Here is a 20439-nt window from a genome sequence, read left to right as displayed (position 1 = left end):
GCACCGCATCCGGGACAAAAGAGAGATCACCGCCCTTTGGTCGGGATCTTGTTGTACGGCACGTCCTTGTCGACGCGGATGTCGCCGGGCAGGCCCAGCACGCGCTCGGCGATGATGTTGCGCAGGATCTCGTCCGTGCCGCCGGCGATGCGCATCGAGGGCGCGGACAGCAGCATCTGCTGGAACTGGCCCTGCACAGTCTCCTCGTCATTGCCGGTGAGAACACCGGCCGCGCCCTGGAGGTCCATGGCATAGGTCGCGATGTCCTGGAGCATCATGCCGGAGACCAGCTTGCCGATCGAATTCTCCGGGCCGGGCCGCTCGCCCTTCGACAGCGCCGAGATCGTGCGGTAGCTGGTGTATTTAAGCCCATTCGACTTCGCCGCCCAGGTCGCGAGTTTGGAGCGCACGGCGGGATCGTCGATGGCAAGCCCGTCCTCGAGCATCAGGTTGGAGCAGAACTCGAACATCTCGGGGACACCGGTCGCGAGCCGCGCGCCGATCGACATGCGCTCGTTCATCAGCGTGGTCAGCGAGACGTTCCAGCCCTCGCCGACGGCGCCGAGCCGCTGGCTGTCAGGGATCACGACATCTGTGAAGTAGACCTCGTTGAACTCCTGCATGCCGTTGGCCTGCTTGATCGGTCGCACCTCGACGCCGGGGCTCTTCATGTCCAGGAAGAACATGGTGAGGCCCTTGTGCTTGGGCACGTTCGGATCGGTGCGCGCGATCAAAAGGCCATAGTCGGAATAATGCGCACCCGAGGTCCAGATCTTCTGGCCGTTGACGATCCAGTTGTCGCCCTTCTTCTCCGCGCGGGTGCGCAGACCCGCGACGTCGGAGCCGGCGGACGGTTCGGAGAACAGCTGGCACCAGATCTCCTCACCAGAGGCGAGCTTGGGCAAGTACCGCCGCTTGGCGTCCTCGCTGCCGAACGCCATCACGGTCGGCCCGCACATGCCCTCGCCGATCTGAAATGGTTGCGTCAGCTTGCCGTAGACGCCCTCCTCCTGCTGCCAGATCACCTTCTCGATCGGCGTCGCACCCCGGCCGCCATACTCCCTGGGCCAGTGCAGACAGGCCCAATTGCCCTCGAACTTCTTCTTCTGCCAGGCCTTGCCGACATCGACGATGTCGTGATTGGCCAGGCGGATGCGGCCGAGCGAGGATTTCGACAGCTCGGCATGGAGCTCCTTCGGCGCATTGGCCTCGATCCATTTGCGCGCGGTCTCGCGGAATGCGGCTTCCTGCGGGGTGTCATCGAAATTCATGGCGGACCTCTACCCTCTTCCCTTCGTCGGGATCTTGTTGAACGGCACGTCCTTGTCGACCCGGATATCGCCGGGCAAGCCCAGTACCCGCTCGGCGATGATGTTGCGCATGATCTCGTCGGTACCGCCTTCGACGCGGGTGCCTGGCGCGCGCAGCAGCATGGCCTGGAAACGGCCGGCCACTTCGGCGTCTTCGGGGCCGCTGACAACGCCCGCCGCGCCCTGCAAATCCAATGCGTATGTCGCCACATCCTGGATCATCGAGCCCGCCACCAGCTTGCCGATCGAATTTTCAGGTCCCGGGCGCTCGCCCTTCGACAGCGCCGAGATCGCGCGCATGCTGGTATAGCGCAGGCCGCTCGCCTTCACCGCCCAGTTCGCCAATTTCGAGCGCACCGCGCGATCCTCGATCGCCGGGCCGTCATCGAGCATCAGGCTCGAGCAGTACTCGAACAGCTCCGGAAAGCCGGTCGCAACACCGGCGCCGATCGACATGCGCTCGTTCATCAGCGTGGTCAGCGAAACGTTCCAGCCGTCACCGACCTCGCCGAGTCGCTGGTGATCGGGAATGCGGACATTGGTGAAGTAGACCTCGTTGAAGTCGGAGGCGCCACTCGCCTGCTTGATCGGCCTGACCTCCACGCCCGGACTCTTCATGTCGAGGAAGAACATGGTGAGACCCTTGTGCTTGGGCACGGTCGGATCTGTGCGCGTCAACAGGATGCCGTAGTCGGAATAATGCGCGCCTGAGGTCCAGATCTTCTGGCCATTGATGACCCAGTCGTCGCCGTCCTTCTCGGCACGCGTGCGCAGGCCGGCAACGTCCGAGCCGCCGGCAGGCTCGGAGAAGAGCTGGCACCAGACCTTCTCGCCGGACGCGAGCGGCGGCAGATAGGTGCGCTTATGCTCCTCCCGCGCGAACGCCATCATGGTCGGCCCGCACATGCCGTGGCCGATGATGAACATCTGCGAGAGCTTGCCGAACGGGCCCTCCTCCTGCTGCCAGATCACGCGCTCGATGGGCGACGAGCCACGGCCGCCATATTCCTTCGGCCAGTGCAGACACGCCCAACCTGCATCGGCCTTCTTCTTCTGCCAGGCCTTTGCGACCTCCAGAATGTTGGCGCTCTTCAGTTGCGTGCGGCCGAGCGAGGATTTGCGCAGCTCCTCCTCATATTGCTTGGGCGCATTCGCGGCGATCCACGCGCGGGCGGTGGCGCGGAATTCGGCTTCCTGCGGAGTGTCGTCGAAGTTCATGGTTTTCTTCTCTCTTCCGTCATTCCAGGGCGATGCGGAGCATCGAACCCGAAATCCGGAGGTTACCGACTCGTCTCGAGATCCGGGTCCGACGCCATCGCGCCGCCCCGGAATGACATTACGCCGCGTTCTTCTTCCGCATGCGGTCGATCAGCTGATCCTCCCAGTAGGACAAGCTACCCAGCCCAAGCGCCATCGCATTGGCGCGGCGATAGTACATGTGGCAGTCGAACTCCCAGGTGAAACCCATGCCGCCGTGAACCTGGATGTTGTTCTTGGCGCAATGCTGGAACGCCTGCGTCGCGCTGATGCGCGCAGCGGCTGCGGCTTCCGGCAGCTCGGCCGCATTGGTCGAGAGCGCCCAGGCACCGTAATAGCTGTTGGAGCGTGCCAGCGTCGCCGAGACATACATGTCGGCGAGCATGTGCTTGACCGCCTGAAACGAGCCGATCTGCCGGCCAAAGGCGATGCGGTCGAGCGCGTAGTCCCGTCCCATCTCCAGCGCGCGATCAGCACCGCCGACCTGCTCGAACGCGCACAGCACCGCAGCACGGTCGAGCACCTGGGTGAGGATGCTCCAGCCTTCGCCGACCGCGCCGAGCGGCTCCGCCTTGCAGTCCTTGAAGGTCATCTCGGCCTGCCCGCGGGTCGGATCGAGATTGGTGAGGCTCTTCACTTCGACCCCGCCGGCCTTGAGGTCAATCAGGAACAACGAGATGTCGTTGTCACGCCCGCTCGATGCCGTGCGCGCGGCAACCACCGCGAAATCGGCGACAGCACCATCGGCGACCGGCCTCTTGACGCCGTTGAGCACGCCGTTCGCAGCCGTGAGCTTGACGTTCTTCGGCGACGGATTGCCCTTGCCCTCGAACAGCGCCAGAGTGCCGATCGCTTCGCCGGAAGCAATGGCGGGCAACCATTTCTTCTTCTGCGCGTCGCTGCCGGCGATCAGCAGCGCCTCGGCGGCGAGATACACGGTCGAGGAGAACGGCACCGGCGCGTTGGCCCGTCCCATTTCCTCCGCAATCACGCAGAGCTCGAGATGGCCGGCGCCCGCGCCGCCGAACTCTTCCGGAATTGCGACGCCAAGGAAACCCATCTCGGCGAGGCCTTTCCACAGCTCCTTGTCATACGGCGCCTTGCCGTCGAGCACGACACGCACCGCCTTGGACGAACACTTCTCGGTGAGGAACTTGCGTGCCTGGTCGCGGAGCTGCTTCTGGTCGTCGGAGAAATCGAAGTTCATGGCGGGCTATCCTTGTCTATTCCTTGTCATTCATCGGTGCCGTCATTGCGGGGCTCGCGGAGCGCGAGCCCGGAATGACGTGGAGGGAGTTGCGCACTCATTTCAGCACAATCACATCCTGATCCGGCTGATCCGCGTAGAGCCGCTCCACCAGCGCAGCGCGGCGCTCCAAGCCGGCGCGCTGGTTGATGTACCCCTTGTCGGTGAGCTCATTGCCGTCGATCGAGGGCGGCTCGACCATCAGCATCGCGCGCGCGATGATGCGGCTGCTGGCGCCTTCGCATTCTCTGTTGTGCGCTTCCAGCCCACGGCGGAAGCAGGCGATCACCTCAGGATGCTGCACCGCCTCCGCAAAGCTCATATCGGCGTTGCCGACGAGCTGCCGGCAGGCATGCAGGTTCGGCCAGGCCAGCAGGCCGATAAAGGCACGATCCTGGCCTGCGACCAGCGCGTCGTGCACGACAGGAGACGCAGCCGCGATCGCGTCGGTGCGGAGCGAGCCGACATGCACGAACGTGCCGGTGGTGAGCTTGAAGTCTTCCACGACACGGCCGGCGAAGATGATGCCCTGCACCGGATCGGAATCGTCGACGAAGATCCCGGCGTCACCGATGCAGTAGAAGCCTTCGTCGTCGAACATCTTCTTGGTCAGCTCCGGCTGGCCGAAATAGCCGGGCGTGACGTTGACGCCGCGCAGGCGCAGCTCGTATTTCGAGCCGCACGGCACCATCTTCAACTCGACGCCCGGAAACGGCAGGCCGATCAGGCCGACGCGCTCGGTGTCCCAATAGGTGCCGGTCGAGGTCGGCGCGGTCTCGGTCGAACCCCAGCCGGTGTAGAACACGATGCGCTCGCCGGTGGTCTTCACCGCCAGCGCCTGCATCCGATCGTAGAGATCATCCGGCAGCCGCGCGCCGCCATAGGCCATGATCGACAGGTTCTTGAAGAAAGAGCGACAGAGCGCGTCGTCCTTCTCCATCGCCGCCGCAAGCGCGGCGTAGCCGGCGGGCACGTTGGCGTAATAGGTCGGCGAGATCTCACGGAGGTTGCGCAGCGTTTCCTCGAACTGACCCGGCATCGGCCGGCCATCATCGATATAGAGCGTGCCGCCATCGACCAGGATCGGGTGGAAAGCCGCGTTGCCGCCCATAGTGTGATTCCACGGCATCCAGTCCAGCATGGTCGGGATCGGGCCGCTGGGATCGCGCGGCCGCACCTGCATCATCATTGCCGCGTTGGCGCACATCATCTCCTGCGTGTTGATGACCGCCTTGGGCATGCCCGTGGAGCCCGACGTGAACAGCAGCTTGCCGACGGTCCGCGGCGTGATCTGCGCAATCGAGGCCTCGACATCGGCGGTGACAGGCGTCGCGGCAAGCTCGGCAAAGCTGACGCTCTTGATGCCATCGCAGGGCCGCGCGACATGAACGACGGTGACGCCGCTGAGGTCGAGGGCCTTCAGCGCCTTCTCGAAGGTCGGGCCGTCCTGGACCATTACCACGGCTGGCTTGATCAGGTCGAACAGGTACTTCAGCTTGAGGTGATCGTGGCTCATCAGGGAATAGGCCGGCGACACCGGAGCCGCGGGCGAACGCGCCTGCATCGCCGCCTGCGTCATCAGCGCATGCTCGATGGAGTTGCCGGAGAGGATCGTGACGGGCCGTCCCTCGAGCTTGAGGTCCAGCAGCGCTTGCGTCAGCGCATCGACGATGCGCTTGGCATCGCCGTAAGACACCTTGCGCCATTCTCGGTTTGGACCGCCGCGCTGCGCCAGCCAGATGCGCTCAGGCGTTTCCCGCGCCCATTTCGCTAGCGACGCCGGAATATGCTCCTCGTAGACCTGAAGAGGAATGCGCGACTTCAGCACCACCGTGCCGTCGGCGCGGCGCTCGACATCGATGTCGCGCTTGAGCCATTCGACCTTGCGAAAGGCGGGCTTCGTCATCACCGCCGCCGCGCTTCCACTCATTTTGCGTCTCCCGGAATTACTCGTCCTTTACGGATCTTCGTCGTTCAGCGCTTGATATAGACAGGCTTTCGCTTCTCAAGGAAGGCCCTGATTCCTTCCGAAAACTCTTCCGAGCGGCTGCACAGGACCTGGTTGCGGTCCTCCATCGCGATCGCCGCTTCCAGCGATCCGGCATCGACACTCATGTTGAGACATTCCTTGGACAGGCGCAGGCCCACGGGCGACGCCATCATCATCGCCTCGACGTAGGGCTCGGCCGCCGCATCGAGCTTGTCCTCGTCCACGACCTCCGAGACGAGACCGACCGCCATCGCGCGCTCGGCACCGATGAAGCGTCCCGTCAGTATCAGCTCCGATGCGACGGAGACGCCGACGAGCCGCGGCAGAAAGTAGCTGGTGCCGATGTCGCAGCCGCCGAGGCCGAGCTTGATGAAGGCGCAGTTCATCCGCGCCGATTTCGTCGCGATACGGATGTCTGAGGCGAGCGCCAGTGCAAACCCGCCGCCGGCTGCCGCGCCCTGCACCAGCGAGATGATTGGCTGCGGGCAGCGCCGCATCAGCATCACGATATCGGCGATACGCCTTTGTGAGTCCAGCGACTCCGTCACACCAGGCGGTTCCTGCTGCCCGGCGCGGCGCGCCATCGCCGCCTTGAGATCGAGACCGGCGCAGAAGTTTTTGCCGGCGCCCTTTAGCACGACGACACGCGTGTCGCGATTGCGCTGCAGGCCCTGGAAATAGTCGTTGAGCGCATCGATCAGCGCATGATCGAGCGCATTGAGACTCTCGGGACGATTGAGCGTCACCCGGTCGACGCCGTCGTCATGCTCGATCAGCAGCGGTTGGGACATGGGGGCCTCGCACATTGGTCATGAGCCGGATTGCCACCCTCCCCCTGGAGGGGGAGGGTCGATCACGCGCAGCGCGAGCGGGTGGGGTGATGGTCTCTCTGCACCGAACAATGCCCGAGTGGAGAGATCACCCCACCCCGGCGCGTCGCGCCGACCCTTCCCCTCCGGGCAGGGGTAAGGAGAGAGCCGCCTACCGCGGCGCCATACGGATCGCGCCGTCGAGGCGGATGGTCTCACCGTTCAGCATCGGGTTCTCGACAATGTGCACGGCGAGCATGCCGTATTCGTTGGCATCGCCGAGACGCGAGGGATGCGGCACCTGCGCACCCAGGCTCTTGCGAGCCTCTTCGTTCAATCCCATCAGCAGCGGCGTGAAGAACAGGCCGGGCGCGATGGTGTTGACACGGATCTTCTGGCTGGCGAGATCGCGTGCGGCCGGCAGCGTCAGGCCGACAACGCCCCCCTTCGAAGCCGAATAGGCGATCTGGCCGATCTGACCTTCATAAGCGGCGACTGAAGCGGTGTTGATGATGACGCCGCGCTCCTCGCCGATGGGCTCCGCAGTGACGAGACGCTCGGCGAACAGCCGCAAGCAGTTGAAGGTGCCGATCAGATTGACGTTGATGATGCGCGCGAACTTCTCGAGCGGGTAGACGCCGTCACGGCCGACGATACGCTGCGAGCCGCCGATGCCGGCGCAGTTCATCAGCACGCGCGCGACGCCGTGCGCGGCTTCCGCCTTCGCAATCGCCGCCTTGATCTGCTCCTCGCTGGTGACGTCGGCGTGGAGGGCAACGCCCTTCACCTCGGCGGCGACCTTCTCGGCGTTTTCCTTGCTCTGGTCGATCACGCCGATCTTGGCACCTTTCGCGGCCATGGCGCGGGCGGTCGCGGCACCCAGGCCCGAACCACCACCGGTGATGAGAACGGCTACGTCCTTCAACTGCATCGCTTGTACCTTTCCTCTACCTTTTCCTTGGGCGTTTCTTCTCTAGACTCTTAAGAGCTCGGCCGATTATCCGGCCGCGGCAGCTTCCTCGGCTTGCGTGAGGATGCCGCCACAGATCAGCGTTTCCATATGCTTGATGTACTGTCGGCAGACTTCGTCGGTGACCGGGCCGACACCGGTCGCGCGGGACATCGCATGCCGGCCGAAGAACAGATGATCGCAGGCCCCGATCAGGCTGGTGTAGAACAACACAGGATCGGTCTGGCGGAATTCGCCTCGACTGACGCCCTCGGCCAGCAGGCGGCGGTGGAAGTCCAGCAACGGCGCCACGAAGAATTTCGAGACTTCATCGGCAGAGCTCGCGCTGGTCTCGTGCAGCAGATAGTGGATCAGCCGGTTCATGTAGGGAAACCGGTGATAGGCGCGGATGATGCCGGCGATGTGCAGCTTCAGCTTCGCCGTCGACGTGATCGGTTGCGCCAGGAGAAATTCGAGGTTCGACATCTCGGTCGCAGCATCCCGCGCGAGCAGCGCCAGAAGGAGACCGTCCTTGTTGCCGAAGTGATACTTGACCAGCGCGGCGTTGGCGCCCGACTTCTGCGCGATATCGGACAGGGAGATCTCGATCGAAGAGCGTTCGATCATCAGCTCGCTCGCGGCCACCAGCAATTTCTCTGCCGTGGAATTTTTCCCTGCGGGGAGCCTGTTCGGTACGCTGGTAGCCACTGAAATCCCTGTTTGGCCGCTGGAGGCGCGGCGCAGATAAGCCCAAGCGGCGCCTCATCACAAGAGTTAATTGATCGATTGACTAAACGTCCTGGCGTCCCTTAAATCCGTCCCGACAACCAACCTCATCAAGAATTCAGGGAGAGACCGACATGGCCGAGGCATACATCGTCGCCGCTGCGCGCACTGCGGGCGGGCGCAAGGGGGGCCGCCTCGCCGGCTGGCATCCGGCTGATCTCGCCGCGAAAGTGCTGGACGAGCTGGTCGATCGGACCAAGGTCGATCCCGCCCTGGTCGAGGACGTGATCATGGGCTGCGTGATGCAGGTCGGCGAGCAGTCCAACAACGTTGCGCGTAACGCCGTGATGGCCTCGAAGCTGCCGGAAAGCGTGCCCGGCACATCGATCGACCGCCAGTGCGGCTCCTCACAGCAGGCGCTGCACTTCGCAGCGCAAGCCGTGATGTCGGGCGCGATGGACGTTGTGATCGCCGCCGGCGTGGAATCGATGACGCGGGTTCCGATGGGGCTGTCCTCGCAGCTGCCGGCCAAGAACGGCTTCGGCAATTACAAGAGCCCGGGCATCGAGAAGAAGTATCCGAACATCGTGTTCAGCCAGTTCACCGGCGCGGAGATGATGGCCGAGAAGTACGGCCTCTCCAAGGATGAGCTCGACGAATACTCCTACAACAGCCATCAGCGCGCGATCGCAGCGACCCAGGCCGGCCACTTCAAGAAGGAAATCGTGCCGCTCGAGATCACGCGCGCCGATGGCAGCAAGGACACCCACCATATCGATGAAGGCATCCGCTTCGACGTCAGCCTCGACGGCATCAAGGGCGTCAAGCTGATCGCCGAGAATGGCAAGCTCAGCGCGGCCAGCGCCAGCCAGATCTGCGACGGCGCCTCTGGCGTGATGGTGGTGAACGAACGTGGTCTCAAGCAACTCGGCGTCAAGCCGCTCGCCCGCATCCATCACATGACGATGACGGGCGGCGATCCCGTGATCATGCTCGACGCTCCGCTGCACGCGACCAAGCGCGCGCTGGAGAAGGCCGGCATGAAGATCGGCGACATCGACCTGTTCGAGGTCAACGAAGCCTTCGCGTCGGTGCCGACCGCGTGGCTGAAGACCACCGGCGCAGATCCGGAGCGCCTTAACGTCAACGGCGGCGCCATCGCACTCGGCCACCCCCTCGGTGGCTCAGGCACCAAGCTGATGACCACGCTGGTCCATGCCCTGCATCAGCGCGGCAAGCGCTATGGCCTGCAGACCATGTGCGAAGGCGGCGGTATGGCCAACGTGACGATCGTCGAGCGGCTCTAAAAAAAGCAAAAGCGAGTCGTGAGTGGCGAGTAGCGAAGGGTGAGTAGGCGAAGAGCGGTTTGCCCTTCCCTGTTCGCCCCTCACTACTCGCCATTCGCGTTTTGAGGAAACGCCATGACCCATCCGTCCGTCTACGCAAAGACCACGCCAAGCAAGATCGCCTACCAGATGGCCGGGACCGGCAAAGCGATCACCTATCGCGAGCTCGACGAGCTCTCGAACCAGGGCGCGCATCTGTTCCGCTCGCTCGGCCTCAAGGCCGGTGACCACATCGCGCTATTGATGGAGAACCGGCTCGCCTTCATGGAGATCTGCTGGGCGGCACAGCGCAGCGGGCTCTACTACACGGCGATCAGCCGCTATCTGAAGCAGGACGAGATCGACTACATCATCAAGGATTGCGGCGCCAAGCTCGTGATCACCACACCGAAATGCGCCGATCAGATCAAGGGCCTGATCAGGGGTACTCCCGGTGAGCCGATCTTCTACATGATGGACGAGCCGCTGCCGGGGTTCCGCTCCTACGACAAGGAAGCGGCTGCGCAGCCGATCACGCCCATCGCCGACGAGGTCGCCGGCTACGATATGCTGTACTCATCCGGCACCACCGGCCGGCCCAAGGGCATCAAGAAGGCGTTCGAGGGCAACAGGATCGACGTACCGAATGCCTTCCTGCGCGTGCTCTGCGCCGACATGTGCGGCATGAATGCCGACAGCACTTACCTCTCGCCGGCGCCGCTCTATCACGCCGCCCCCTTGCGCTTCAACATGATGGCAATCGTGCTGGGCGGCACCTCCATCATCATGGAGCACTTCGATGCCGAAGAATTCCTGAGGCTGGTCGAGAAATACAAGGTAACGCAGTCCCAGCTGGTGCCGACAATGTTCGTGCGCATGCTGAAGCTGCCGGATGAGGTGCGCACCAAGTACGACGTCTCCACGCTGAAGGGCGCGATCCACGCCGCCGCGCCCTGCCCCATCGAGGTCAAGGCCAAGATGATCGAATGGTGGGGACCGATCCTGATCGAATATTATGCAGGCTCGGAAGGCAATGGCGTAACCGTTTGCAACTCGCAGCAATGGCTGGAGCATCGCGGCAGCGTCGGCCGCGCCGTAGTCGGCAAGATCAAGATTCTGGACGAAAACGACGAGGAGCAGCCGGTCGGCGAAATCGGCACAGTCTATTTCGCCGACGCGCCCGCGTTCACCTATCACAACGATCCCGAGAAGACGAAAAAGGCCTACAATGCCAAGGGCTGGTCGACGCTCGGCGATGTCGGCTATCTCGACAAGGACGGCTTCCTCTATCTCACCGATCGCAAGTCCTACATGATCATCTCGGGCGGCGTGAACATCTATCCGCAGGAGACCGAGGACGTGCTGATCACGCACCCCGACGTCGCCGACGTCGCCGTGTTCGGCGCGCCGAACGAGGAGATGGGAGAGGAGGTGAAAGCGGTGGTGCAACCGCACGACCTGAGCCGCGCGGGCAAGGAGCTCGAGGCCGACCTGATCGCCTATTGCAAGACCCGCCTCTCAGCTATCAAGTGCCCGCGCTCGATCGATTTCGAAGCCGAGCTGCCGCGGACGCCGACGGGCAAGCTGGTGAAGCGGCATCTGCGCGACAAATATTGGCCGAAGACGGCCGCGAAGATCTAGAAGGGTTGGTAGGGGGGATTACGCCTTCGGCAAATCCCCCTACGGCGCTGGTGCAGACCACCTCAGTCGAACAGGCTCGGCGTGTGGTTCACTAGTGCGCCTTCGATCTCGAGCATCTTCAGCTTGGTCACCACGCCGCCGTTCGCCGAGAAGCCGCCGGGCTTGTTGCCGGCCGCCAGCACGCGATGGCATGGCACGACGATCGGGCACGGGTTGCGGCCGAGCGCCTGGCCGACGTCGCGCGACAGCTGAACGCCGCCAAGCTGCTTGGCGATGTCGCCATAGGTGACGGTCTTGCCGGGCGGTATCGCGCGGGCGATGTCATAGACGCCGCGGTTGAACTCGGGGACGCCGTCGAGATCGAGCAGGATATCGGTGAGATCATCCGGCTCGCCCGCGAGCAGCTTGACGATGCGGTCGATGGCCTGTTGCACCTCGACCGTCGGCTCGGTTTCGGTCGCCTCGGCATGGCGCTGGTGGATTCTGGTGCGGATCTTCTCTTCGCCGCCCATCGGCAGTTGCGTGCCGTTGATGCCGCGCGGGCCCCAAGCGATGGCGCAGAGGCCAATGCGGGTGTCGAACAGGGCAAAATGGTGGTCGGTCATGGCTGTCCTGGCTTGCTTCTCGTGCAGGCCCCCTCTTTCATCTCCAGCGAAATCTAGGCTTGGAAATAGTTGCGATCCACCCGGTTTCCGGGGATCGTGCACAGGAGTTCCTATTCCCTCGCGGGCCCCACAATGCAGAGCGTCCACGTCAACGGTTACGACATGTTCTATCTCGACGTGGGCGAAGACCGAGGCCGGCCGCCTCTGGTGTGCGTGCACGGCTCGCTCAACGACTTCCGCGTCTGGGGCTGTGTTCTCGGGCCATTGACGCAGCGACACCGGGTGCTCGCGGTCAGCTTGCGGCACTTCTTCCCCGACCATTGGGACGGCGTCGGAGACACCTATTCGATTGCCCAGCATGTCCAAGACGTCATCGCTTTCATCGAAAAGCTCGACCTCGGCCCGGTCGACCTGATGGGCCATTCAAGAGGCGGGCATATCTCCTTCCGCGTGGCGCAGCAGCGGCCGGATCTGCTGCGGCGGCTGATCCTGGCCGAGCCCGGCGGCGAGCTGGATGCGAGCCTCGATCCGGATTACGTGGGCGGTCCCTCGCCGCTGCTGGCCCGCTTCACCGCCTCGGCGGAGAAGATCGCGTCCGGCGATATCGACGGCGGGCTTGCCGTCTTCGTCGACACGCTGGAGGGTGCCGGCACTTGGCCGCGGCTGCCGGCAATGGTGAAGCAGAATCTGCGGGACAACGCCATGACGCTGATCGGCCAGATCCGCGACAACCGCCCGCCGTTCTCGAAGGCGGATGCGGTGTCGATCAAGATGCCGACCCTGTTCATCCTGGGCGCGAGGACCAAGGGGCTGCTGCCGAAGGTGCTGCACGCGCTCGCGGCGCATGTGCCCTATTCGAAGACGGCGATCATCCCGAACGCGACGCATCCGATGTTCGAGCAGGCGCCGCAGAAATATTCCGACGTCGTGCTGGACTTCCTGGCGAGCTGAACATGCAGAGCTTTCGTGTCAACGGTTACGACATGGCCTATCTCGAAGTGGGAAGCGGCCCGCCGCTGGTTTGCGTGCACGGCACGCTCAGTGATTTCCGCACCTGGTATCCGGTGCTTGGGCCGCTATCGAAGAACCATCTCGTGATCTCGGTCAGCCTGCGGCACTTCTTTCCGGAGCATTGGGACGCCGTCGGCGACGACTACAAGATGGCCCAGCATGTCGCTGATACGATCGCCTTCATCGAGCAGGTGCGGCCCGCCCCCGTCGATCTGATGGGCCATTCGCGCGGCGGCCACATCGCTTTCCGCGTCGCGCAGACGCGCCCGGATTTGCTGCGCAAGCTCGTGCTGGCCGAGCCCGGCGGCGATCTCGATGCCAGCCTGCCGCCCCCGGAAGGCACGCCCGCGCACCCCTCACTTGCTGCACGCACCGTGCGCTCGGTCGAAATGATCCGCGGCGGCGATGTCGAGGGTGCGCTTCAGAATTTCTATGAAGGCATCGAAGGCGATGGCTCCTGGCGGCGTGTGCCGGCCGCCGCGAAGCAGCAACTGCGTGACAACGCGCTGACCTTCCTCGGCCAGGTCAACGAGCAGCGCCGGCCCTACACGCTCGGCGATGCGCAGGCGATCAGGACGCAAACGTTGCTGATCGGCGGCGGTGCCACCACCGGCAGCCTGTCGGTGTTGTGGCGCGTGCTGGCCACGCACATCGCAGGTGCCAAGACGGCCGTGATTCCGAACGCCGGGCATTGGATGTTCGAGCAGGACCCGCTGGGGTTCGCTGAGGTGGTGAGCAGGTTCTTGGCGGAATAGGAGATCCTTTCTCCTCTCCCCGCATGCAGGGAGAGGAGAAGTGAGACCTCATACCTTCCACACGCCGACCGGCATCTTGATGGTCGCGTTCAGCCGGTTCCAGACATTGATGGTCGCAATCGAGAGAATCAGCGTCGCGAGTTCGCGTTCATCGAAATGCTTCGCGGCCTCGTCCCAGATCGCGTCCGGCACCGGGTCCTCGCGGTCGGCGAGGCGTGTGACCGCCTCGGTCAGGGCCAGCGCGGCGCGCTCGGGGTTGGTGAAATAGGGCGCCTCGCGCCAGGCAGACACGGCAAACAAGCGCTCGTCGGTTTCGCCCAGCTTGCGGGCGGTCTTGGGATGCATGTCGACGCAGACGCTGCAACCATTGATCTGGCTGGCGCGCAGGTGCACCAGTTCCAGAAGCTTTTCCGGCAGGCCCTGCTTGGTCAGACCGCCAAGGGACTGAAGAAGATTCATGGCCTCGGGCAGGACCATGACAGGGTGTTTCATGCGGGCGTGCATCGCTTTGGTCTCCATCTCACAAATCTCGAAGTTTCCGGTCACATCGGCCGGACTGGCTTCGTCATGGGCATGACGGATCGCGACGAGGGAATGTGACCGATGACCGAACAGATTTTTCTCGCTGAACAGTTCGAGGCCAGCCGGGACCATTTGCGCGCGGTCGCCTACCGCATGCTAGGCTCGCGCGCCGAGGTCGACGATGCCGTGCAGGAGGCTTGGCTGCGGGTCAGCCGCTACGACATGTCCGACGTCGCGAACCTGCGCGGCTGGCTGACCACCGTGGTCGCGCGCATCTGCCTCGACATGCTGCGCGCGCGCAAATCGCGCCGCGAGAGCCCGATGGGTCCGCATGTGCCGGAACCGGTAGACGAGACGCGGGAGCGCGAGGCGGAGATGGCTGATTCCGTCGGCGCGGCGCTGCTCGTCGTCCTGGAAACGCTGCAGCCCGCGGAGCGGCTCGCCTTCGTGCTGCACGACATGTTCGCCGTGCCCTTCGAGGAGATCGCGCCGATCGTCGGCCGCTCGGTCGAGGCGTCGCGGCAGCTCGCGAGCCGGGCACGGCGGCGCGCGCAGGGGGCGCCGGTGCCCGAGACCGACCTGTCACGGCGGCGCGGTATCCTCGATGCCTTCCTCAAGGCATCGCGTGAGGGCGATTTCGAAGGGCTTTTGGCCGTGCTCGATCCGGATGTCGTCTTCCGCGCCGATCAGGCCGCGGTGCGGCTCGGCACGCTGGCAGAAGTCCGCGGCGCCGAACGGGTGGCGCAGCTCTATAAAGGTCGCGCCCAGGCCGCGCGGACGGCGCTGGTCGATGGTGAGATCGGTGTTGCCGTCATCCTTGGGGGACAGCTGCGCGTCGCGCTGCGCGTGGCATTCAAGGGCGACCGCATTGCTGGGATCGAGGCGCTGGCCGATCTGGAGCGAATCGCCGCGCTGCATGTGGAGGTGCTGGAGGGCTGAGGCCGCCCGCAATATCGCGGAAACAACCCCATGCACAGTAGCGAGCCCCGCAAAATCAGAGGCTTAGCGGACCTGATGAGAGGTTATCGGCCACCCTGAGATACCGCTTGACGTCCGTGCTTACGAGACGTAGCTTCGAATACGGAATTCCGTATTCCTTTTTGGTTTTATCGGAGCTGCCGGCGTGATCCCTCTCGACCCGCTCCCGAATCTGATCGACCAGGTCTACGCCCGGATCCTGGAGGCGATCTCCGACCGCACGCTGCGCCCCGGCCAGCGCATCAGGCAGAACGAACTCGCCGACAGGCTCGGCGTCTCGCGCCAGCCGGTATCGCATGCGCTGCATCTGTTGCACCGGCAGGGTCTCGTGGCCGAGAGCGGCAAGCGCGGCTTCGAAGTCACCCAGCTCGACCCCTCACGCATCCGCCAGCTCTACGAGGTGCGCGGTGCCATCGATGCTCTCGCGGCCCGGCTTGCCGCGGAGCGCGCGGGCACCGACGCTGCGGGGCGCGCGCGGCTGAACGGGGCGCTCGCCGCAGGACGCAGCATCGACGGCGACACCACGCTGGCCGATCTGATCGGCCTCGACGTCGATTTTCATCGCGCGATCTACCAACTGGCCGGAAATCCCGTGATCGAGGAGACCATCGCGCCGCAATGGCCGCATATGCGGCGCTCGATGGCGACGGTGCTGTCGGAGCTCGACTATCGCGGCAGCGCCTGGGCGGAGCATGCCGATATCGCCGGACGCATTCTCGCGGGTGACGCGGATGGAGCCGAACGCGCCGCGCTGGCCCATGCGCAGACGGCGGGACGGATGACTGAGGTGCGGTTGCGGGCGGCGGACGAGGCGGCGGCGTAGCCGTTCGCGGCTGCGGCCCGTCATGGCCGGGCTTGACCCGGCTATCCCCGCCTTTGCCCGACGCTCGAAGAACTTGGGTGCCCGGGACAAGCCCGGGCACGACGAGAAAAGACCAACAAACAAGCTACAGGAGGACGACCCATGAAACTGTCTCAGGAGCAATTGGAGTTCTTCCATCGCGAGGGCTGGCTGTTCCTGCCCGAATTGTTCAGCCAGGAGGAGGTCGACCTGCTCGCGCGCGAGGCGGTCGGCATCTACGACGCCAACCGGCCGGAGGTCTGGCGTGAGAAGAGCGGCGCGCCACGCACGGCCTTTGCTGCGCATCTCTACAACGAAGCGTTCGGCATCCTCGGCGCCCATCCGCGCATGATCGAGCCGGTCGAACAGGTGTTCGGCGAGCCTGTCTACATGCATCAGTTCAAGATCAACGCCAAATCGGCCTTCACCGGCGATGTCTGGCAGTGGCATCAGGATTACGGCACCTGGAAGCGCGACGACGGCATGCCGGAGCCGCGGGCGATGAATATTGCGATCTTCCTCGACGAGGTGATGCCGATCAACGGCCCGCTGATGCTGGTGCCTCGCAGCCAGAACGCCGGTGATCTCGAAGCCTCGCACGACCTCGCCACCACGTCCTATCCGCTGTGGACGCTTGACGAGGATACGGTGACGCGCCTCGTCAAGCAGGGCGGGATCGTCGCGCCTACGGGCAAGCCCGGCGGCATGCTGATGTTCCACGGCAATCTCGTGCACGGGTCCAGCGGCAACATCACGCCTTATCCGCGCAAGATCGTTTATCTGACGCTGAATGCCGTCTCGAACCACATCCGTAACCCCACGCGGCCGGACTACATTGCGCATCGCGACTTTACGCCGATAAAGACGGTGGCGGACGACGCGCTGCTGCGGCTCGCACGTGCGCCGCGACAAGCGGCGGAGTAAGCTGTCATCCCGGAGCGACGCGGAGTGTCGGGCCCGGAATCCATCGGGCGACAGAGATTGTGGAAAAATGGATTCCGGACTCGCGCTTCGCGCGCCCCCGGGATGACGAACGTTGATAGTTCGCGTCGCCTAGCAGCCTTAACGCTCACGGATTCTTCTCCATGAACCTCTTCCGCCTCCTGCAGGCCCGTGCCGCCGCCGGCAAGCCGGTCCGCGTTGCGTTGATTGGCGCCGGCAAGTTCGGCTCGATGTTTCTGGCACAGGTGCCTCACACGCCGGGACTGGAGGTCGCTGTCATCGTCGACATCGACCGCGACCGTGCGCGCGAGGCGTGCCGCACCGTCGGCTGGGAGCCAGAGCGCATCGCCGCGACCGCCTTCACCGATGACGGTGTGCGCGCGATCGCCGGCGACGCGATCGACGTGGTGGTGGAAGCGACCGGCAATCCCGCCGCCGGCATCAGGCATGCGCGCGCCGCGATTGCGGCGGGCAAGCATATCGTGATGGTCAATGTCGAGGCCGACGTGCTGGCGGGCCCTTTGCTCGCGGATGAAGCGCGCGAGGCGGGCGTGGTCTATTCGCTTGCCTATGGCGATCAGCCGGCCCTGACGGCAGAGATGGTGGATTGGGCACGCGCCACCGGCTTTCGCGTGGTCGCGGCCGGCAAGGGGACAAAATATCTGCCGGCCTATCACGACGTGACGCCCGACGGCGTCTGGCAGCATTACGGCCTGACGGCGGGCGAGGCACAGTCGGCAGGCATGAACCCGCAGATGTTCAACTCCTTCCTCGACGGCACCAAATCGGCGATCGAGATGGCCGCGATCGCCAACGCCTGCGACCTCGATGTGCCCACGGACGGCCTGATGTTTCCGCCCTGCGGCGTCGACGACCTGCCGCACATCCTGCGGCCGCGTTCGCGGGGCGGCGTGCTGGAGCGGCCGGGACTGGTGGAGGTGGTTTCCTCACTCGAGCGCGACGGCCGGCCGGTGTTTCGCGATCTCCGATGGGGCGTCTACGTGGTGCTGGAGGCGCCGAACGATTATGCAGCCGATTGCTTCAGACAATATGGCCTCAAGACCGATGGGAGCGGCCGCTATGCGGCGATGTACAAGCCCTATCATCTGATCGGCCTCGAGCTGAACATCTCGGTGCTGTCGGCCGCGCTGCGGGGCGAGCCGACCGGGCAGCCCGGCGGCTTTCGCGGCGATGTCGCAGCGGTGGCGAAGCGCGAGCTGCGGGCGGGCGAGATGCTGGACGGCGAAGGGGGCTACACGGTCTGGGGCAAGCTTGTGCCGGCGGCAGCCAGCCTGAAGGCCGGCGCGCTGCCGATCGGCCTCGCGCATCGCGTGAGGCTGAAACGCGCCGTCGGCCACGGCGCGGTGCTGCGTTGGAGCGATGTCGAGTTCGACGCGGGCGACGAAACGGTGAAGACGCGCAAGGCCATGGAAGCCGCCTTCGCAGCGCAACATTGACCGGCTTGGCATCGCGCAACCAAAGCGCGCTTGCTTTGCGGTTCCCCTTTGGTCATGCTGGCGACGATCCGGGATATTGAACTTCGGACATTAGGAAACGTCGGCCACCGGCGAAGATAAAGCGGCGCAAGACCGCGATCCCTCGTCGAGGACACGACATCACAGGAGGGAAACGCATGGAACGTCGTAAGTTTCTGAAGGCGGGCGGACTGGGCCTTGCCGCGAGCGCAATCGCTGCGCCGGCTGTCGCGCAATCGATGCCCGAGGTGAAATGGCGGCTTGCGGCGAGCTGGCCAAAATCGCTGGATACGTTGTATGGCGGTTGCGAATATTTCTGCAAGCGCGTCGCCGAGATCACTGACAACCGCTTTCTGATCCAACCCTTCGCCGCCGGCGAAATCGTTCCGGGCCTGCAGGTTCTCGACGCCGTGTCGAATGGCACGGTCGAGATGGGCAACACTGCCCTGTATTATTATTGGGGCAAGAACCCGGCATTCACCTTCGGTACATCGCTGCCGTTCGGACTCAACACCCGCCAGCACATCTCCTGGCTGTTGTGGAATGGCGGACAGGAGATGCTCAACGATCTCCTGAAGGAGCACAAGGCCATCGGCGTGCCGACGGGCTCGACCGGCGCTCAGATGGGCGGCTGGTTCCGCAAGGAGATCAAGACCGTCGATGATCTCAAGGGCCTCAAGTTTCGCGTCGGCGGTTTCGCCGGCACCATCATCTCGAAGCTCGGCGGCGTGCCGCAGCAGATCGCAGCCGGCGACATCTATCCGGCGCTGGAGAAGGGAACGATCGACGCAGCCGAGTGGGTCGGGCCGTATGACGACGAGAAGCTCGGCTTCGTCAAGGTGGCGAAGTACTATTACTATCCGGGCTGGTGGGAAGGCACCGGCCAGGGCCATAACATCATGAACCTGGACAAGTGGAATGCGCTGCCGAAGCACTATCAGGCTGCCATCAGCGCGGCGTCGCTGGACACATTCACCTGGGTGACGGGCAAGTACGATTCGGTCAACCCGCCCGCCCTGAAGCGGCTGCTGTCTTCCGGCGCGATCCTCAAGCCATTCCCGCAGGAGGTGCTCGAAGCCTGCTACAGCGCGGCCAACGAGATCTACGCTGATCTCGCCAAGAGCAACCCGCATTTCGGCAAGATGTATGCGAGCCTGACCGCGTTTCGCAGCGAGTCGCTCGCCTGGATGCAGGTGGCCGAGCTCAGCTTCGACACCTTCATGATGCGGATGCGGACGAGGACGTAGCCGCGTCGCGCAACAGGTGGCAAAAACGACGAAAGCCCCGGAGACGCTTCCGGGGCTTTTTCTTGGCGCGGCTTGCAGCCCCGCTTGCATGGCCAAGCAATCCCCGGCGCACGCTCCGACGAAGGCGAACGCCTCTTCAGCCGTGCTCAGTTCTGCTCGTCCCCCAACGCGGCAATCAGTCTGTCGTAGTACTTGGCGACAAGATCGATATTGCCCTTATTCTCGACCTGGAGCGGCGCCGTCTTTAGGGCCTGGTTGAGCTCGTCGAGGGCTTCCTTCTTGTCCTTGGCCGGCATCTTCTTGTCGGCTTTGACCTGCGCGATCTGCGTCTTGATCACCGCTTCCGGGCCAACATACTTCTTGGTCGCGGGATCGAAGCCTCCGATGACGAGACCGATGTTGTCCACCACGTTGTTGTAGTCGTCAAAGCTGGCAAAGCCGTGCTTCTTCGCGACGTCCTCGAGCTGCGCCATGACTTTCTGATCGGGCGCCGTATTCTCCGGAAGTTTCTCCGTGATCGCGTCCATGTCCTTTTGCGCGGCGAGCACGCCGTCGAGCTGCTTGTCTGTGAGTGCGATCTGCTTCAGCGCGGGAGCTCGTTGCTCTGCGGGCGCAGCTTGCTGTCCCGGCGCGGGCTGCTGCTTGGCCTGCGCGAATGCGGCACCGGATAGTTGAAGCGATGCTGCGGACAAGAGGCACGCAAGGCCGAAAGCAGTGAGGACGGGACGAAGCAATACTGGCATGGAAGACTCCTCGGATCTTTGTTTGGCGCGAGTCGCGGCATGGGATTCCGACTGTCAGCCCGGACGT

At 64.2% G+C, this 20439-nt stretch carries 19 protein-coding genes; 9 read left to right on the top strand and 10 right to left on the bottom strand.

The window, feature by feature from the left end; all coding sequences use genetic code 11:
- Positions 1 to 26 precede the first annotated feature (26 nt).
- The 7 genes from ASG57_RS20860 to ASG57_RS20830 all read right to left on the bottom strand — a co-directional run bounded on the left by ASG57_RS20860 (position 27) and on the right by ASG57_RS20830 (position 8188).
- Complete coding sequence (locus ASG57_RS20860; RefSeq protein WP_057197279.1) at positions 27 to 1271, bottom strand: acyl-CoA dehydrogenase; 1245 nt, start codon at positions 1269 to 1271, stop codon at positions 27 to 29.
- 9 nt (positions 1272 to 1280) lie between these two features.
- A complete protein-coding gene (locus tag ASG57_RS20855) occupies positions 1281 to 2528 on the bottom strand; it encodes an acyl-CoA dehydrogenase (RefSeq protein WP_024337322.1) in 1248 nt (415 codons plus the stop codon).
- Positions 2529 to 2646: 118 nt separating this feature from the next.
- Positions 2647 to 3774 (bottom strand): acyl-CoA dehydrogenase family protein, encoded by a 1128-nt coding sequence (locus tag ASG57_RS20850; protein ID WP_024337321.1) that lies wholly within the window; start codon positions 3772 to 3774, stop codon positions 2647 to 2649.
- 97 nt (positions 3775 to 3871) lie between these two features.
- Positions 3872 to 5743, bottom strand: coding sequence for an AMP-binding protein (locus ASG57_RS20845; protein ID WP_057197277.1), 1872 nt, complete (start codon positions 5741 to 5743; stop codon positions 3872 to 3874).
- A 44-nt stretch (positions 5744 to 5787) separates the two neighbouring features.
- Positions 5788 to 6594, bottom strand: coding sequence for an enoyl-CoA hydratase/isomerase family protein (locus ASG57_RS20840; protein WP_057197275.1), 807 nt, complete (start codon positions 6592 to 6594; stop codon positions 5788 to 5790).
- 190 nt (positions 6595 to 6784) lie between these two features.
- Positions 6785 to 7543 carry an SDR family NAD(P)-dependent oxidoreductase gene (locus tag ASG57_RS20835; RefSeq protein WP_024337318.1) on the bottom strand — a complete coding sequence of 253 codons (759 nt, stop codon included), beginning with the start codon at positions 7541 to 7543 and terminating at the stop codon, positions 6785 to 6787.
- A 66-nt stretch (positions 7544 to 7609) separates the two neighbouring features.
- Positions 7610 to 8188 (bottom strand): TetR family transcriptional regulator, encoded by a 579-nt coding sequence (locus tag ASG57_RS20830; protein ID WP_230646534.1) that lies wholly within the window; start codon positions 8186 to 8188, stop codon positions 7610 to 7612.
- A 233-nt stretch (positions 8189 to 8421) separates the two neighbouring features.
- On the opposite strand from ASG57_RS20830, the gene ASG57_RS20825 reads away from it, so the two are divergent.
- Positions 8422 to 9594 (top strand): acetyl-CoA C-acetyltransferase, encoded by a 1173-nt coding sequence (locus tag ASG57_RS20825; protein WP_024337316.1) that lies wholly within the window; start codon positions 8422 to 8424, stop codon positions 9592 to 9594.
- Positions 9595 to 9708: 114 nt separating this feature from the next.
- On the top strand, positions 9709 to 11253 hold the full coding sequence (locus ASG57_RS20820) for an acyl-CoA synthetase (RefSeq protein ID WP_057197272.1): 1545 nt from the start codon (positions 9709 to 9711) through the stop codon (positions 11251 to 11253).
- A 62-nt stretch (positions 11254 to 11315) separates the two neighbouring features.
- Here ASG57_RS20820 and ASG57_RS20815 read toward each other — a convergent pair whose 3' ends face one another.
- A complete protein-coding gene (locus ASG57_RS20815; RefSeq protein WP_057197271.1) occupies positions 11316 to 11858 on the bottom strand; it encodes a methylated-DNA--[protein]-cysteine S-methyltransferase in 543 nt (180 codons plus the stop codon).
- 132 nt (positions 11859 to 11990) lie between these two features.
- Between ASG57_RS20815 and ASG57_RS20810 the strand changes: the two genes are divergently transcribed.
- Both ASG57_RS20810 and ASG57_RS20805 read left to right on the top strand, forming a co-directional pair.
- Entirely contained in the window at positions 11991 to 12809 is an 819-nt protein-coding gene (locus tag ASG57_RS20810) for an alpha/beta fold hydrolase (protein WP_057197269.1), read from the top strand.
- Positions 12810 to 12811: 2 nt separating this feature from the next.
- Entirely contained in the window at positions 12812 to 13624 is an 813-nt protein-coding gene (locus tag ASG57_RS20805) for an alpha/beta fold hydrolase (protein ID WP_024337312.1), read from the top strand.
- Positions 13625 to 13672: 48 nt separating this feature from the next.
- Here the strand turns inward: ASG57_RS20805 and ASG57_RS20800 are convergent, their stop codons facing one another.
- Positions 13673 to 14128, bottom strand: coding sequence for a carboxymuconolactone decarboxylase family protein (locus ASG57_RS20800; RefSeq protein WP_024337311.1), 456 nt, complete (start codon positions 14126 to 14128; stop codon positions 13673 to 13675).
- A 99-nt stretch (positions 14129 to 14227) separates the two neighbouring features.
- Here ASG57_RS20800 and ASG57_RS20795 point away from each other — a divergent pair, with 99 nt between their 5' ends.
- The 5 genes from ASG57_RS20795 to ASG57_RS20775 all read left to right on the top strand — a co-directional run bounded on the left by ASG57_RS20795 (position 14228) and on the right by ASG57_RS20775 (position 19629).
- Complete coding sequence (locus ASG57_RS20795; RefSeq protein ID WP_057197267.1) at positions 14228 to 15085, top strand: sigma-70 family RNA polymerase sigma factor; 858 nt, start codon at positions 14228 to 14230, stop codon at positions 15083 to 15085.
- A 184-nt stretch (positions 15086 to 15269) separates the two neighbouring features.
- Entirely contained in the window at positions 15270 to 15947 is a 678-nt protein-coding gene (locus ASG57_RS20790) for a GntR family transcriptional regulator (protein WP_024337309.1), read from the top strand.
- A 141-nt stretch (positions 15948 to 16088) separates the two neighbouring features.
- Positions 16089 to 16889, top strand: coding sequence for a phytanoyl-CoA dioxygenase family protein (locus ASG57_RS20785; protein WP_024337308.1), 801 nt, complete (start codon positions 16089 to 16091; stop codon positions 16887 to 16889).
- A gap of 161 nt (positions 16890 to 17050) precedes the next feature.
- On the top strand, positions 17051 to 18364 hold the full coding sequence (locus ASG57_RS20780; protein WP_057197265.1) for an NAD(P)H-dependent oxidoreductase: 1314 nt from the start codon (positions 17051 to 17053) through the stop codon (positions 18362 to 18364).
- A gap of 176 nt (positions 18365 to 18540) precedes the next feature.
- Positions 18541 to 19629 (top strand): TRAP transporter substrate-binding protein, encoded by a 1089-nt coding sequence (locus tag ASG57_RS20775; RefSeq protein ID WP_024337307.1) that lies wholly within the window; start codon positions 18541 to 18543, stop codon positions 19627 to 19629.
- A gap of 146 nt (positions 19630 to 19775) precedes the next feature.
- Here the strand turns inward: ASG57_RS20775 and ASG57_RS20770 are convergent, their stop codons facing one another.
- Positions 19776 to 20372, bottom strand: coding sequence for a hypothetical protein (locus ASG57_RS20770; RefSeq protein WP_024337306.1), 597 nt, complete (start codon positions 20370 to 20372; stop codon positions 19776 to 19778).
- Between the last annotated feature and the right edge of the window lie 67 nt (positions 20373 to 20439).

Origin of the sequence: Bradyrhizobium sp. Leaf396 (genome assembly GCF_001424605.1) — a bacterium.
GTDB classification, from domain to species: domain Bacteria; phylum Pseudomonadota; class Alphaproteobacteria; order Rhizobiales; family Xanthobacteraceae; genus Bradyrhizobium; species Bradyrhizobium japonicum_C.
This window is presented reverse-complemented; position numbering and strand designations above follow the sequence as displayed.